Genomic DNA, 14,864 nt, shown 5'->3' with positions numbered 1-14,864 from the left:
ATAGTGCCTGAGTTTTGCGGTCAGAGGTAGCCGTCTGAGCGCATGCTCACCTCGCGCGATTTGCCGATGATTAAGTGATCATGAAGTGTCAGCCCAAGTGATTGGGCAGCGCTTTCCATGGTGAGTGTCATTGATATGTCAGATTTTGACGGCGTTGGATCGCCTGACGGATGATTATGCACAAGAATAAGGGCGCTCGCGTTCAATTCGAGAGCTCGCCGCATAACTTCTCTGGGGTAGACAGGCACATGGTCGACGGTGCCGCGGCCAAGTTCCTCATCGGCAATCAGTACATTTTTACGGTCCAAGAAAAGACAGCGGAACACTTCAGTATCACCATGTGACATGGCGGTGTGACAGTAGTTTATCAGCGCGTCCCAACTGGACAGCACATCTTTTTGCATCACTCGGGCGCGCGCCATTCGGTGTGACGTGGCTTCCAGAATTTTCAGATCGGTAATGACCAAATCACCCACACCGCGGACTTTGGCTAAATGCTCAGGGCGGGCAGAAATCACGCCATTGATATCCGAGAATGTATCAATTAACCGCCGCGCAACTGGTTTCACATCACATTTTGGAAGTGACCGAAACAAAACTAACTCGAGTAATTCGTAGTCGGGCATTCCGCGCGCGCCACCTTCGGCGAAACGGTGATGAAGACGTTGCCGATGATCTTTGACGTAACTTAGCTCCCCGCCTTTTGGGCCGGTAAAGAGAAGTTCTTGGCCCTCGAACAAAGGCATTTGGTTTTCAGAAAACTGATCTGGCGCACTCATGACACTTCATGAATGCGCCGATTCTCTAAAAAATCAGTTAACCCTTCATCGTTTCCCAAAAGCTTTTGACGCTTGAGAAGAAACTTGATGATTGTGGGTTGTTGTCTTCGCTAAGTTTTTCGAACTCGCGCAGAAGCTCTTTCTGCTTAGATGTAAGGTTCACAGGCGTTTCAACGGCCATTTCGATGAACATATCGCCCGCTCCGCCACCGCGAAGCCCGGGCATACCTTTGCCGCGCAAACGCATTTGGCGCCCCGATTGGCTGCCGCCCGGGATTTTCACTCGTGACCGTCCGCCATCAATCGTAGGCACCTCAATGTCGCCACCAAGAGCGGCAGACGTCATTGAAACAGGCACGCGGCAGAACAGGCTTTGCCCGTCACGCTCAAATATTTCATGCTCTGCGACTTCGATGAAAATATAAAGATCACCTGTCGGTCCACCGCGCATTCCGGCTTCGCCTTCGCCAGCAAGGCGGATACGGGTGCCGGTTTCAACACCAGCAGGAATGTTTACAGAAAGGGAACGTTCTTTTTCGGTCCGGCCGGCCCCGCCACATGCTTTGCACGGATTCTTGATGATCTGGCCAATACCGGAGCAGGTAGGACAGGTGCGTTCTACGGTAAAGAAGCCCTGTTGCGCACGGACTTTACCCATACCCGAACACGTTGGACAGGTCGCGGGTTCGGCCCCACCGTCTGCGCCAGTGCCAGTACATGTATCACAGTTAACAGATGTTGGGACGTTGATGGTTTTCTGGCTGCCGGCAAATGCTTCTTCAAGGGTGACGCGCAAGTTATAGCGCAAATCCGAGCCGCGGCTGGCGCGTGTACGACCGCCACCACCGCGCTGTCCGCCCATGAAGTCACCAAACAGATCATCAAACACATCGGAAAAGGCGCTTGAGAAGTCACCGTTCCCTCCACCAAAACCGCCACCTTGTCGGCCGCCACCCATGCCGCCTTCAAAAGCTGCGTGGCCGTAACGGTCGTAAGCAGCTTTTTTCTCTGCGTCTTTCAGCACTTCGTAGGCTTCGTTCGCTTCTTTGAACATTGCCTCGGCGTTTGGATTATCAGCATTACGGTCTGGGTGTAGTTCTTTCGCTTTGGTGCGATAGCCCTTTTTAATCTCATCAGCGGATGCGCCTTTTGAGACCCCTAGAATTTCATAATAGTCACGTTTTGCCATGGGTGGTCTCCCCCTTTGGAACGTAAAAGCCAGCCCACCCGTCTTACAGGGATGCGGGCTGGCTTCATTGGTTCCTTAGCGCGGATTAGGCGCGTTTGTCGTCGTCCAGATCTTCGAAGTCAGCGTCTACGATGTCATCATCAACACCGGCGTTGCCATCTTCTGGTGCGGCTTCCTCACCAGCGGCTTCTTCTTGCGCTGATTTATAGATTGCTTCACCAAGTTTCATCGCAGCTTCAGTTACGTTCTGGATGCCGCCTTTGATCTTACCGGCGTCTTCTGTTTCCAGATCATCTTTGAGTGCGGCAATTGCCAACTCAATCGCTTCGATCGTTGTTGGGTCCACTTTGTCCGCGTGCTCTTCCATGGACTTTTCAGTCGAGTGGACGAGGCTCTCGGCTTGGTTCTTGGCTTCCACCAATTCTTTACGATCTTTATCTGCTTCGGCGTTATCCTCAGCATCTTTGACCATTTTTTCGATATCTTCATCAGACAAGCCACCAGAAGCCTGGATCGTGATCTTCTGCTCTTTACCAGTGCCTTTGTCAGCCGCGCCTACAGACACGATGCCGTTGGCGTCGATGTCGAAGGTCACTTCGATTTGTGGCATGCCGCGTGGTGCGGGTGGAATATCCTCGAGGTTGAACTGACCGAGGATTTTGTTGTCCGCAGCCATCTCACGCTCACCTTGGAATACGCGGATTGTCACGGCATTCTGGTTGTCTTCAGCGGTCGAGAAGGTTTGTGACTTTTTAGTTGGGATCGTTGTGTTGCGGTCGATAAGACGTGTGAACACACCACCAAGGGTCTCAATACCAAGCGAAAGCGGCGTTACGTCAAGCAGAACGACGTCTTTCACGTCACCTTGCAGAACACCGGCTTGAATTGCTGCACCCATGGCAACAACTTCATCTGGGTTCACGCCTTTGTTTGGCTCTTTACCGAAGAATTTTGTCACTTCTTCGATGACCTTTGGCATACGTGTCATACCACCAACAAGGACGACTTCGTCGATGTCACCAACAGACAAACCTGCGTCTTTCAGGGCCGCTTGGCATGGCTTGATTGACGCTTTGATCAGGTCACCAACAAGGCTTTCCAGCTTCGCGCGTGTCAGTTTAACAACCAAGTGAAGCGGCTGGCCTGTTTTGCTGTCCATTGAGATGAAGGGCTGGTTGATTTCAGTCTGGCTTGCAGAAGAAAGCTCAATCTTTGCTTTCTCAGCGGCTTCTTTCAAACGCTGAAGCGCCATCTTGTCTTGGGTCAGGTCGACGCCATTCGCTTTTTTGAACTCATCCGCGAGGTGGTTCACGATGCGCATGTCAAAGTCTTCACCACCAAGGAACGTATCACCGTTGGTTGATTTCACTTCGAACAAACCGTCATCAATCTCAAGGATCGTTACGTCGAATGTACCGCCACCGAGGTCATAAACCGCAATGGTTTGTGTCTCTTTTTTATCCAAGCCATAGGCCAAGGCTGCTGCTGTTGGCTCGTTGATGATACGTAGAACTTCGAGACCAGCGATTTTGCCGGCGTCTTTTGTTGCCTGACGTTGTGCATCGTTGAAGTACGCAGGAACGGTAATGACCGCCTGTGTTACATCTTCGCCGAGGTACGATTCAGCGGTTTCTTTCATCTTTTGCAGAATGAACGCTGAAATCTGTGAAGGGCTGTATTTTTCGTCTTGGGCTTGGACCCAAGCGTCGCCGTTGCCGCCATTGATAACAGCGAAGGGCATGTTCTTTTTGTCTTTTGCCAGATGCTCATCATCGGCGCGACGGCCGATAAGACGCTTAACACCGAAAACAGTGTTCTCTGGGTTTGTGACTGCTTGGCGTTTTGCAGGCTGGCCTACAAGACGCTCGTCGTCTGTAAATGCAACGATTGATGGGGTCGTGCGCGCGCCTTCCGCATTCTCAATAACACGGGGCTGCGAACCATCCATGATGGCGACGCAGGAGTTTGTTGTCCCAAGGTCAATACCAATAACTTTAGCCATGAATTGTCATCCTCTTTTTCCGGCGATGTCGTGAGGCGCGGACCCTATGTCCGGCATCCAAGCCTCAATCCCAAGGTGAAGGGCGTCCACAGAGGGACAACCCAGTTCGCAGCGTATATAGGGAGGGGTGTAGGGCGCTGCAAGCGGCGCGCATTGGATAAATGCACCGAAATTTGAAGGAAAGTGATAATGCGACCCAATTTAAGCATTCGGGGCTTTCATATCTATAAAACTGCATTGGATATTGGCGCACAGCGGCAGTTGGTCGATGCAGTCCGGGACATTGTTAAGGCGGCACCACTGATGAGGCCACAAACACCATCCGGTCGCCAGATGTCTGTCAGAATGACTTCGGCGGGACGTGTTGGGTGGACAGCAACTGCTTCGGGTTATCAGTATGCAACGCGTCATCCTTCTGGCGTGGCTTGGCCCGCCATTCCGCGCAAAATCCTTGATGTGTGGAGCAGCGTCACGTGCGACGCGCCGTTGCCTGACAGTTGCTTGATCAATTTTTATGATGAAGCAGCCCGCATGGGGTTGCACCGCGATCATGATGAGGCTGATTTTCAGTGGCCCGTTGTTTCCATCTCGCTCGGGGATGAGGGCTTGCTGCGTGTAGGCGGCCTTGAGCGTGGCGGCACTACGGAAAGCATTTGGCTGCAATCAGGGGATGTTGTTGTGATGGGCGGACAGGCCCGTCTTGCCTATCACGGTATTGACCGCATCAAAGGTGGTTCATCACGACTTTTGCCCAACGGCGGCCGGCTTAACCTGACGCTCCGTGTTGCAACTTAGGCCTACTTATTGTCGCGCGCTCCAACTGACGGAGGCGTGTTTGCGGGTATAGAACTCGCCCATCAGACCAATCATTAGGAATATGACCGTGATAAGGGTCGCATATTCCCAATCTGTGTAGCGCGGGTTGTAGTTCACAAACACAAAGCCACGGGCTTGGTCGATTGTGTGAAAGAGTGGGTTCCAATCGAACATCGCCAACATAAAGCTTGGCAACGTATTGGCTACGAACATCTTGCCTGAGGCGATCATGTTGGCACGGCTGTACACTTGGGTGAAGATGCCAACAACAGCCGGCATCCATGGTTTGAGCGCCAATAGAACCATTCCAATTGCAACGCCGCTGGCCCAAGACAAAAGCAGCATGCCAAGCGCGCTCATTGGGTCTTCGATGACGACTGGTGTGAAGATAACGTGATAGCCAAACAAAACCAAAAATAGCGATAGCAACTGAATATAAAGAGAGCCTAGCGCAGAGGAGCATATGGCGATTGCTGTGGTCATGGGGGCATGCTTCATCATTGCTGATGCCGGACCTTCTGAACTGACAACTGCGCTAAGGGCTTTGGTATGGCACAGGAACAAAAAGATACCCGACATGATGTACAGCAAGAAATCACCGCGCAATGTTGCGCCGCGCAGGCCTAGTACGGAAAACATAACGTAGAATGCCGCGACAAAGATGATTGTCTGCAGCATGTTGGTAAGCAACGCCAAGAAGGCATTGCCATGACTTTTACGGACGTCACGGACGATCCCATGGTAGATTAACTCAAGTAGACCAACGGCTTTTCGGCGCCCGGTAGGCCGTGCTTCAAAACTAAACATTTACTATCCTGCTCAACGCGCGACCCATTGGTTTCACAGAAATCTTGCTGTTTCATTACCAGAGTCGCATAAGCCTTACGCAAGACCATACGCTTTTTCGCTAATTTATCAACGATTTCGACATCGGGAGTAACAGTTTTGGATTTCACAAAGATGGAAGCGGTGTTCCGCGAGTTGGCTTTGCGCGCTGGTGACGTGATTATGGAAATCTATGAAGCGGATGATTTTGATGTCAAAACCAAGTCAGACGATAGCCCTGTAACGGCTGCTGATGAGGCCGCGGATGCGCTTATATCTGCGGGTTTGCGAGCCGCTTTTCCTGATGTGCTTTTGGTGACAGAGGAGCAGTCTGCCTCCCATACGCAAACGGCGGATACGTTTATCATTGTTGACCCCCTTGATGGCACGAAAGAGTTCATCAACCGGCGTGGTGATTTTACAGTGAACATAGCGTTTGTTGAAAACGGCGTGCCGACACGTGGCGTTGTTTACGCGCCTGCCCGTGAGCGGTTGTTTTACACAAATGCATCGGGTGAAAGTGTTGAAGAGGCGGGACCTTTTGCAAAAGATAAAGTGGGTCCGCAGGCGAAGATCGCTGTGTCATCCCCCGATAATGCAGCCCTGCTTGTTGTTGCCTCAAAGTCTCACCGCGATCAGGCGACAGATGATTACATCAATAAATATTCGGTTAGCGATATGAAAAGCGCAGGATCGTCGCTGAAGTTTTGTCTGATTGCGACGGGTGAGGCTGATATCTACCCGCGCTTGGGTCGCACGATGGAGTGGGATACGGCAGCGGGTCATGCGGTACTGAACGGTGCAGGTGGTGCGGTTATTCGCTTTGACGATCATACGCCGCTCAAATACGGCAAAAGTGAGTATGCAAACCCGTTCTTTATTGCCCACGCACCGGGCGTTGATCTTAAGCGAGGCTAGATATGTCTGTTCTCATCATAATTCCTGCTCGGTTCGCCAGCACACGCTACCCTGGCAAGCCACTTGTTGAACTGACCGGCGCTGACGGCACAAAGCGCAGTTTGATTGAGCGGTCTTGGCGGGCAGCGATGGCCGTGAAGGGTGCGGATAAAGTTGTTGTCGCTACGGATGACGACCGTATTCGACGAGCGGCAGAGAGTTTCGGTGCCGAGGTCGTGATGACGTCAGAGAGCTGCGCCAATGGTACAGAGCGTTGCGCACAAGCCTATGCGAACCTTCGTGCGGACCACGATATCGTGGTGAATCTACAAGGTGACGCGCCGCTCACGCCGCCTTGGTTTGTTGAGGCATTGATCGATGGGCTGAAAAATACGCCAGCCGCAGATGTGGCCACGCCGGTTTTGCGGTGTGATGGCGAGACGCTGAACAGCCTTTTGAACGACCGTAAGCATGGTCGCGTTGGCGGGACAACGGCTGTGTTCGGCGCGGATAATAATGCGCTTTATTTCAGCAAAGAAGTCATCCCGTTCGTCGCACAAAACTTTGACGCACAGGATCCCACGCCTGTGTTTCATCACGTTGGTGTCTATGCGTATCGGCCCGCGGCGTTGATGGCCTATCCTACATGGGATGCTGGTCCGCTGGAAGGGCTTGAGGGTCTTGAGCAGCTTCGGTTCTTGGAGCGTGCACGCCCCATGATGTGTGTTGAGGTTGAGGCCCGTGGCGCAAAGTTCTGGGAGCTAAATAATCCTGAAGACGTACCTTTGATTGAGAAGATGCTGCGCGATATAGGCCAAGCTTGATTACAATGGCATAGCTGTGTTTAGTCTCCCTACTGCCGTGGAAATGTATTTTGGTCCATATATTTGCCTTACTGGTGACATATTCGGGCAAGAAGCCTGTGCCTAAATACTGCGTAAGGTTCGACAAATGCGAAAAAAGGTAACAAAAGCTATTTTCCCCGTGGCAGGTTTGGGTACGCGGTTTTTGCCTGCAACCAAATCAGTGCCAAAAGAGATTATGACACTGGTTGACCGCCCGCTGATCCAATACGCCATCGATGAAGCACGTGCGGCAGGCATTAAAGAATTCATCTTTGTCACGTCTCGCGGCAAAGGGGCGCTTGAGGATTACTTTGATCATGCCCCAACCCTTGAACAAGAACTTCGCAAAAAGGGCAAAGACGAGCTTCTAGAGGTCTTGAAAAATACCAACATGGACAGTGGGGCAATCGCCTACATTCGCCAACATAAGGCTCTTGGTTTGGGGCATGCGGTGTGGTGCGCGCGTAGACTTATCGCGAATGAGCCTTTTGCGGTTATTTTACCTGATGATGTTATTGCGGCCGATAAGCCCTGTCTTCAACAGATGGTAGAGGCGTACGAGGAAACAGGCGGCTCGATGGTGGCTGCGATGGAGGTCCCCAAAGAGAAATCAAGCAGCTACGGCATGCTTGATATCCAAGGAGATCTTGGGGCGATGGTGTCGGTCAAAGGTATGGTTGAGAAGCCTTCCGTTGAGGACGCGCCGTCGAACTTAGCTGTGATCGGTCGTTACATCCTTTCGCCAAAAGTACTGCAAAACCTCAGCCAGCTCAAATCTGGCGCGGGCGGTGAAATACAGCTGACTGATGCGATCGCGAAAGAGATTGAAAACGAGCGGGGCGTTTATGGATACCGCTTCCAAGGCCAGCGGTTTGATTGCGGATCAAAAGCGGGCTTTCTGCAGGCGACTGTCTCGTTTGGTTTGGGTCGCGATGAGCTTTTGGACTATCTTCAGCAGATGGTTGGCCACCAACAAGCCGCACAGTGATTTGGTGTAGCTGACGTTTCGGGTCTTGGCATGCTAGCGCGTCTCATTGATTCTTATAAATTGCGGTGGAAACGCCGCCGGTATTTGTTGCGCGCATTGCGCAAGCGGAATCAACTCTCGCTGGCAAGCGACAAGACTGCTAATATCATTCCGAGCAGTGTTTTGTGCTTTGTGTGTGTGCGCAATGAAGGCACGCGCCTGCCATACTTTTTTGAACACTACCGCAGATTAGGCGTGCAGCACTTTTTGGTGGTAGATAACGGCTCAACGGACGGCACCTCTGAACTGCTTCACGGCGCACCTGATGTGTCTGTTTGGCGTACCAATCACAGCTATCGGCTGTCGCGGTTTGGGATGGATTGGCTGACGTGGTTGATGATTGTTTACGGACATGATCGGTGGTGCCTGACGGTAGATGCTGATGAGTTGCTCGTATACGATCAGAGTACTACTCTAGATCTCAGGGCGCTGTCTAAAGTGCTTGATGCGGCGGGTGAGACGTCTTTTGGGGCACTCATGTTGGACATGTATCCTAAAGGGCCACTTGGGCGGCAGACATATAAAGCGGGTGATTATCCGATCGATGTTTTAGGCTGGTTTGACCCTGATGGGTACGACTTCAAAACACAAAAACGGATGAACAATCTTTGGGTGCAGGGCGGGCCACGGGCACGTCAGTTTTTCGCCCAAGAATTCCGCCGCGCGCCGACGCTTAACAAGATCCCTTTTGTGAAGTGGAGCCGACGTTTTGTGTATGTCAACTCAACGCATTCGCTGCTGCCAAAGCGCTTGAACGATGTGCAGAACTATCAGGGAAGTGAAAGGCCATCTGGCGTTCTACTTCATACGAAATTTCTGCCCGAAATTGTTGATAAATCTTCCGAGGAAAAGCAGCGTGACGAGCACTTCAATAATTCCGCTCTCTATGATGAGTATTATGACGCCCTAAGTGCGAACCCTGACTTGTGGCACGAAGGTGCTGCCCGCTATGAGGGTCCGCAGCAGTTGATTGATTTGGGACTTATGTATCCGATCAAATGGGGCGCGTAGGCGGCGAATTTATTTACGAAAACGCAATTTTTGGCCTATAGTTGCGATGTACGAAAACCGGCGGTGATCGGTTGGGGATTTATGAGGTTTGGCTTTGGGTATTTGGAGCTCATACAGGATGAGGCTGCAGAGGAAGCGCTTGCGCATCCGTGCGCGGCGCAAATCCCGTGAGTTGCGAATGGTTGCCAATAATACTGCTCAAATCCCTCGTGATGGCATCGTTCTGTTCTCTACCCTTCGCAACGAAAAGCGCCGTTTGCCATATTTTTTGGAGTACTACCGTGCCCAGGGTGTCGATCACTTTGTGATTGTTGATAACGACAGCGATGATGGTGGCCGTGAGTATCTTGCGCAGCAGCTCGATGTCTCGGTTTGGACGACACAACATAGCTATAAATCGGCACGCTTTGGGATGGATTGGCTGAACTATCTACTCTCGAAATATGGTGCGGGTAAGTGGTGTTTGACCGTTGATTGTGATGAATTCTTTGTCTTTCCGTTCAGCGACACGCGCCCCATTCGGGCGCTGACTGATTGGCTTGATACATCTTCGATACGGTCATTCAGCGCATTGCTTTTGGATATGTATCCAAAGGGGCCAATAGGTCAGTCCTGCTATGTAGAGGGTCAGGACCCCCTTGAGGTGCTCAATTGGTTTGACGCGGGCAATTACACGATTTCGCGCAATAACCGATACGGCAATTTATGGATTCAAGGTGGGCCGCGCATGCGGATGTTCTTCGCCGATGACCCAATTCGTGCGCCGGCGCTCAACAAAACCCCGCTCGTCAAGTGGCGTAAAGGCTACACCTATGTCAGTTCAACACACATGCTGTTGCCCCGCGGTTTGAACCTCACCTACGATGCAAATGGCGGTGAGAAGGCTACGGGTATTCTACTGCACGCCAAGTTTCTTGATACGTTTGGTGCCAAAGCGGCTGAAGAACTGAACCGCAAACAGCATTACGCGGCCAGTCATGAGTATAAATCCTACGCTGCGCAGCTGAAGGATGACCCCGATCTTTGGTGCAGGTGGTCAGAGAGTTACATTAACTGGCGGCAGCTCGAAATTTTGGGCCTCATGTCTAAAGGAAATTGGGCATGAGCGTTGGGGTCATCATGCTCGTTCATGCGGCACTGGACCGTGCTGAACAGGTTGTGCGTCATTGGGTGGCCGGTGGTTGTCCAGTGGTTGTCCATGTTGACAAAGCCGTGTCGCAGGCGGAATTCACTGCGTTTCGCGGGCGGCTTTCAGATTTGCCTGAGGTGAGCTTTTCTGCACGACGTAAATGTCATTGGGGCACATGGTCATTGGTTGGCGCAACACAAACGGCAGCAGAGCAAATCCTACGTGAGCATCCACAGGTCGAGCATATTTTTCTGGCATCTGGGTCATGTTTGCCCCTGCGGCCTGTGCGCGATTTATGCGCCTATTTAAAAGCGCGCCCCAAAATAGATTTCATCGAAAGCGCCACGACCCAAGACGTTCCTTGGACAATTGGTGGGCTGGATGCTGAGCGCTTTACGTTGCGGTTCCCATTTTCTTGGAAGCACCAACGAAAGTTATTTGATGGGTATGTCCGACTGCAGCGTCGCATCAGATTTAAACGTAAAATACCCACGGGGTTACAGCCGCATATGGGGTCGCAGTGGTGGTGCCTGACCCGCAGCACGCTGTCGGCCATTTTGAATGATCCCATGCGCCAAACGTATGATCGATATTTCAAGCGTGTTTGGATACCGGACGAGAGTTACTTTCAAACGCTTGCGAGGATCCATTCCGAACGAATTGAGAGCCGCTCGCTCACGTTGTCCAAGTTCGATTTTCAGGGTAAGCCCCATATCTTTTACGACGATCATTTACAGCTTTTGCGCCGTTCTGATTGCTTTGTAGCGCGTAAAATTTGGCCCCAAGCGAATATACTTTACGACACGTTTCTTCAAAAGAATGAGGGTACTGTTCCACAAACCGAGCCTGCTCCAGCCAAGATTGACCGGATATTTGCCAAGGCGGTTGAGCGTCGGGTACGCGGCCGCAATGGGTTGTATATGCAAGGGCGATTCCCCCATGCAGGTGTCGAAGGCGCAATGACTGCGGCGCCCTATTCTGTCTTTTGTGGTTTTAATGACGTTTTTGAAGGCTTTTTGGATTGGCTCCCAAGGGCAACGCCAGTTCGTGTCCATGGGCATTTATTCGCTCGGGACAAAGTGCATTTTGCGGGCGGTGAGCCAAGTTTTACTGGGGCTTTGTCGGACAGCGCCGCAGTTCGCGACTATGCTCCACGTGATTTTCTGACTTCACTTATCTGGAACACGCGCGGCGAACGGCAGTGTTTTCAGTTTGGACCTGCAGACGTGCAAGACCTCAACTGGAAATTGGCGCTTGATCCGAATGCACAGATTTCTGTGATTTCTGGCGCGTGGGCTGTGCCGCTCTTTCACTCAACGCGCCCTTTCGCGGAGGTCCGTGTTGAGGCTGCACGCCTACAGCGCGTTGAAAATAAGTTCTTAGAGATTTTGAAAACGCCTTACGTAAAAGCAAAGGTCCGGGCGTGGGCATTGGCTGACTTCATTGAGGCGCCCATGGATGCGTTACAAGATATTGTTGATGAAATGGGGCAAAAGCCACCTCGGCGCCTGACAGAAGTGCCCAAGATGGTTGATCTTACTGGTTTTGGGCAGTTTCTGCAGAGCCTGAAAAACGAAGTGATGCATCCGTATTTGATGGGTGATTTTCCCCTTTCAAGCGTTGAGGCAGCACCCGTGCCAGAGCCCCGCCGACCTTATTTGGTGAGATAGATGACAGGCCGTTTTGATAGCTTTGTAATGTTTGCCGAGATGCGCACGGGGTCCAATCTTTTGGAAACCCACCTAAACGCGATGGAAGGCGTTACATGTCATGGCGAGGCGTTTAATCCTGCATTTATCGGTTATCCCAACCGAGATGATATTTTGGGGATCAGCAAAAAACAGCGCGAACAAAAACCGGATCTTCTTGTTCAGGCGATCCGAAACGCCGATGGCCTCAATGGATTTCGGTATTTTCATGAACACGATCCGCGCATCTTAGCTGATATCATCGCGGATGAACGGTGCGCCAAGATCATTTTGACGCGCAATCCGCTTGATAGCTTTGTGTCCCTTCAAATCGCGCGTGCGACCAATCAATGGAAACTAACCCACGAGACGCGGCGCAAAACCAGCCAGATCGAATTTCAGCCGCGCAAATACGCTAAATTCTTGGCTGATCTTCAGGCATTTCAGCAAGACCTGCGGGGGGCACTTCAGCGGGCGGGCCAAACATCATTCTTTGTGGACTATGATGATCTTAACTCACTTGATGTGCTGAATGGGATCGCGGCTTATCTTGGTGCGCCCACACTTAGCGCGTTGTCGAGCGAGTTGAAGCGGCAAAACCCTGCGCCGCTGTCCTCAAAGGTTTCAAACTATGCAGAGATGCGAGCAGCGCTTGGGAAGGTGGAGCAGATTGATGAGCAAGACATTGCATCAACTGAACCTGCCCGAAACGCGGCAGTTCCAAGTTACATTGCTGCCGCTGAAACGGGGCTTCTATATCATCCTATTCCTGGTGGCCCGATGGCTAAAGTTGCGCACTGGCTTGCTCAGGTAGACGGCGTAGCGACCGCTGATTTGTTGACGGATTTTTCGCAAAAGACTGTCCGGCGGTGGAAGCGGAACCGGACCCCTAACAGGACTTTTACCGTTGTTTGCCATCCTGTTGAGCGGGCCCATAGAGTGTTCTGTGAAAGAATCCTCAACGTGGATGAGGCCAGTTTTCCTGTGATTAGGCAAAATCTGATCGAAAACTACGACATTACTCTACCCAAAGATGGACGCCGCTCTTCTGGATATGGTCCTAATGAGCACCGAGTAGGTTTCTTAAAGTTTTTGGAGTTCATTAAGGCAAACCTTGAAGGCAAAACGAGTATCCGCGTTGATCCAAACTGGGCAAGTCAATCAAGTATTCTTCACGGATTTAGCACGTTTATGAGCCCTGATATGGTTATCCGAGAGGCTGAACTTTCTGACGGGCTTGCTTATCTTTCGGCGCAGGTCAAAAGCACGTGTCCGGCCTTAACGCAGCCTGACACGAGTGCTGAGTTTGAATTGGCAGAAATCTACGATGCTGAAGTCGAACGCGCGTGCCGCGAAGCGTACCAGCGCGATTACATGGCGTTCGGTTTCTCAGCTTGGAAAAACTAGGCTGCTTTTGAGATATTCTGAGCAGTCAAAACTGCATACAGCGTTGATGGGTCGCTATTTGCGCGAAGTTTCTCGCAGACCGCTTCATCGCGCAATGTCCGCGATACCAGAGCCAGCGCTTTGAGGTGCGAAACACCGCTGTCGCGGGGTGCAAACAACGCAAACACAAGATCAACAGGCTGGCGATCGACTGCCCCAAAATCTACGGGGCGCTCAAGGCGCAGAAATACACCTTTTACGGTGTCGATATCATCAAGCCGCGCGTGAGGTAGGGCAACACCGTGCCCTACTCCCGTTGGCCCAAGCGCTTCGCGCTCCATAAGGGCCTCAATCAATCGCGCACCTTGAAGGTCGTAGCACGCATTCGCGATGTCACCCACATCGTGCAGCAGTCGTTTTTTACTGCTGACGTTGCCCAAGACGCGGACGGCGTTTGGTGTAAGGATATCACTTAGGTTCATTGTACTACTCTTTTCGGCTGATGCGCCGATGCCCTGTTACGTTTTGGGCTCGATCCACCCAATGTTACCATCGTCGCGCTTGTAGACGACCCCAAACGCACTGTTACTCTCGTTCCGGAAAATCACCACCGGCGCTCCGGAAATCTCCATCTGCATAACCGCTTCACCGACTGACATTGTTGAAACTTTAGTTTCAACCTCGGCAATAATCATAGGCTGCAACGTTTCCGGTTCACTGTCGTCAACGCCCTCACTTGCCGCGAGGATATAAGAGGAAGCCCCCAATTGTTCAACCGGTTCTTTCCGCTTGCTATGGTGGTCCTTTAGGCGCCGTTTGTAGCGCCGCAACTGCTTTTCCATTTTCTCGGCACATTCATCGAATGCCGCATAGATTTCGGTCGCATGAGCCTTTGCTTGCGCGGTCAGCCCGGTTGAAAGATGGATGGTCGCTTCACAGACGTGTTCATGACCGCTTTTTGAAAAAACCACATTGGCGTCCGTCGGTCGTTCTGCGTATTTCTCAACGATGTCATTAAGTTCGTTTTTGACATGTGTTTGAAGTGCGTCGCCGATGTCGATTTGCTTGCCAGTGATTTGATAGCGCATGAAGTCTCCAGTGTTATTTGAACCGTTTCCGCCCAACATGGCCTGACGCATGAATGTAAAGAAATGGTAACTTTTGGCTGAATGAAAGGGCGCGGTGACAACCGAGTATCAGGCTAAAAAAGATGGGTCTGGCCACTTTCATTAGCTTCATTTGGCGCTGGATCAGTGCGATCTGTCAAGTG

14 protein-coding genes are annotated in these 14,864 nt (G+C 51.7%); 8 read left to right on the top strand and 6 right to left on the bottom strand.

What is annotated here, in order from left to right; all coding sequences use genetic code 11:
- Positions 1 to 20: 20 nt before the first annotated feature.
- From radC to dnaK, 3 genes are all read right to left on the bottom strand, one after another.
- Complete coding sequence (gene radC / locus NIG5292_RS05605) at positions 21 to 779, bottom strand: RadC family protein (protein WP_048598514.1); 759 nt, start codon at positions 777 to 779, stop codon at positions 21 to 23.
- A gap of 37 nt (positions 780 to 816) precedes the next feature.
- Entirely contained in the window at positions 817 to 1,968 is a 1,152-nt protein-coding gene (gene dnaJ, locus NIG5292_RS05600) for a molecular chaperone DnaJ (RefSeq protein WP_048598513.1), read from the bottom strand.
- An 85-nt stretch (positions 1,969 to 2,053) separates the two neighbouring features.
- Positions 2,054 to 3,970: a molecular chaperone DnaK gene (gene dnaK, locus NIG5292_RS05595; RefSeq protein ID WP_048598512.1), complete on the bottom strand. Its 1,917-nt coding sequence runs from the start codon at positions 3,968 to 3,970 to the stop codon at positions 2,054 to 2,056.
- Between the two features lie 189 nt (positions 3,971 to 4,159).
- Here dnaK and NIG5292_RS05590 point away from each other — a divergent pair, with 189 nt between their 5' ends.
- Entirely contained in the window at positions 4,160 to 4,765 is a 606-nt protein-coding gene (locus NIG5292_RS05590; RefSeq protein ID WP_048598511.1) for an alpha-ketoglutarate-dependent dioxygenase AlkB family protein, read from the top strand.
- A gap of 6 nt (positions 4,766 to 4,771) precedes the next feature.
- Here NIG5292_RS05590 and NIG5292_RS05585 read toward each other — a convergent pair whose 3' ends face one another.
- The gene (locus tag NIG5292_RS05585) at positions 4,772 to 5,593 is read right to left on the bottom strand and encodes an ABC transporter permease (RefSeq protein WP_048598510.1); all 822 of its coding nucleotides are present in this window, start codon (positions 5,591 to 5,593) and stop codon (positions 4,772 to 4,774) included.
- A 153-nt stretch (positions 5,594 to 5,746) separates the two neighbouring features.
- On the opposite strand from NIG5292_RS05585, the gene cysQ reads away from it, so the two are divergent.
- The 7 genes from cysQ to NIG5292_RS05550 all read left to right on the top strand — a co-directional run bounded on the left by cysQ (position 5,747) and on the right by NIG5292_RS05550 (position 13,615).
- Positions 5,747 to 6,529 (top strand): 3'(2'),5'-bisphosphate nucleotidase CysQ, encoded by a 783-nt coding sequence (gene cysQ, locus NIG5292_RS05580; RefSeq protein ID WP_048598509.1) that lies wholly within the window; start codon positions 5,747 to 5,749, stop codon positions 6,527 to 6,529.
- A gap of 2 nt (positions 6,530 to 6,531) precedes the next feature.
- A complete protein-coding gene (locus NIG5292_RS05575) occupies positions 6,532 to 7,332 on the top strand; it encodes a 3-deoxy-manno-octulosonate cytidylyltransferase (RefSeq protein WP_048598508.1) in 801 nt (266 codons plus the stop codon).
- Between the two features lie 127 nt (positions 7,333 to 7,459).
- The gene (gene galU / locus NIG5292_RS05570; RefSeq protein WP_048598507.1) at positions 7,460 to 8,341 is read left to right on the top strand and encodes a UTP--glucose-1-phosphate uridylyltransferase GalU; all 882 of its coding nucleotides are present in this window, start codon (positions 7,460 to 7,462) and stop codon (positions 8,339 to 8,341) included.
- 60 nt (positions 8,342 to 8,401) lie between these two features.
- Entirely contained in the window at positions 8,402 to 9,391 is a 990-nt protein-coding gene (locus NIG5292_RS05565) for a glycosyltransferase family 2 protein (protein WP_233488178.1), read from the top strand.
- 118 nt (positions 9,392 to 9,509) lie between these two features.
- Complete coding sequence (locus NIG5292_RS05560; RefSeq protein WP_177193404.1) at positions 9,510 to 10,496, top strand: glycosyltransferase family 2 protein; 987 nt, start codon at positions 9,510 to 9,512, stop codon at positions 10,494 to 10,496.
- Positions 10,493 to 12,190, top strand: a complete 1,698-nt coding sequence (locus NIG5292_RS05555; RefSeq protein ID WP_048598504.1) for a DUF5927 domain-containing protein — start codon at positions 10,493 to 10,495, stop codon at positions 12,188 to 12,190. Before NIG5292_RS05560 ends, NIG5292_RS05555 begins: the two co-directional genes overlap by 4 nt.
- Positions 12,191 to 13,615, top strand: a complete 1,425-nt coding sequence (locus tag NIG5292_RS05550) for a hypothetical protein (protein ID WP_048598503.1) — start codon at positions 12,191 to 12,193, stop codon at positions 13,613 to 13,615.
- On the opposite strand, the gene NIG5292_RS05545 is transcribed toward NIG5292_RS05550, so the two are convergent.
- On the bottom strand, positions 13,612 to 14,076 hold the full coding sequence (locus NIG5292_RS05545) for a PTS sugar transporter subunit IIA (protein ID WP_048598502.1): 465 nt from the start codon (positions 14,074 to 14,076) through the stop codon (positions 13,612 to 13,614). The two genes, NIG5292_RS05550 and NIG5292_RS05545, sit on opposite strands and share 4 nt — an antisense overlap.
- A gap of 36 nt (positions 14,077 to 14,112) precedes the next feature.
- Positions 14,113 to 14,682 (bottom strand): ribosome hibernation-promoting factor, HPF/YfiA family, encoded by a 570-nt coding sequence (gene hpf, locus NIG5292_RS05540; RefSeq protein WP_048598785.1) that lies wholly within the window; start codon positions 14,680 to 14,682, stop codon positions 14,113 to 14,115.
- Positions 14,683 to 14,864 lie beyond the last annotated feature (182 nt).

The organism is Nereida ignava (assembly GCF_001049735.1).
Lineage (GTDB): Bacteria > Pseudomonadota > Alphaproteobacteria > Rhodobacterales > Rhodobacteraceae > Nereida > Nereida ignava.
Note: the sequence above shows the minus strand (reverse complement) of the source record. Positions and strands in the feature narration are given on the sequence as shown.

Coding starts and splice junctions, on each gene's coding strand:
- radC (WP_048598514.1), bottom strand. CDS start 779: ATGAGTGCGCCAGATCAGTTTTCTGAAAACCAAATGCCTTTGTTCGAG.
- dnaJ (WP_048598513.1), bottom strand. CDS start 1,968: ATGGCAAAACGTGACTATTATGAAATTCTAGGGGTCTCAAAAGGCGCA.
- dnaK (WP_048598512.1), bottom strand. CDS start 3,970: ATGGCTAAAGTTATTGGTATTGACCTTGGGACAACAAACTCCTGCGTC.
- NIG5292_RS05590 (WP_048598511.1), top strand. CDS start 4,160: ATGCGACCCAATTTAAGCATTCGGGGCTTTCATATCTATAAAACTGCA.
- NIG5292_RS05585 (WP_048598510.1), bottom strand. CDS start 5,593: ATGTTTAGTTTTGAAGCACGGCCTACCGGGCGCCGAAAAGCCGTTGGT.
- cysQ (WP_048598509.1), top strand. CDS start 5,747: ATGGAAGCGGTGTTCCGCGAGTTGGCTTTGCGCGCTGGTGACGTGATT.
- NIG5292_RS05575 (WP_048598508.1), top strand. CDS start 6,532: ATGTCTGTTCTCATCATAATTCCTGCTCGGTTCGCCAGCACACGCTAC.
- galU (WP_048598507.1), top strand. CDS start 7,460: ATGCGAAAAAAGGTAACAAAAGCTATTTTCCCCGTGGCAGGTTTGGGT.
- NIG5292_RS05560 (WP_177193404.1), top strand. CDS start 9,510: ATGAGGCTGCAGAGGAAGCGCTTGCGCATCCGTGCGCGGCGCAAATCC.
- NIG5292_RS05555 (WP_048598504.1), top strand. CDS start 10,493: ATGAGCGTTGGGGTCATCATGCTCGTTCATGCGGCACTGGACCGTGCT.
- NIG5292_RS05550 (WP_048598503.1), top strand. CDS start 12,191: ATGACAGGCCGTTTTGATAGCTTTGTAATGTTTGCCGAGATGCGCACG.
- NIG5292_RS05545 (WP_048598502.1), bottom strand. CDS start 14,076: ATGAACCTAAGTGATATCCTTACACCAAACGCCGTCCGCGTCTTGGGC.
- hpf (WP_048598785.1), bottom strand. CDS start 14,682: ATGCGCTATCAAATCACTGGCAAGCAAATCGACATCGGCGACGCACTT.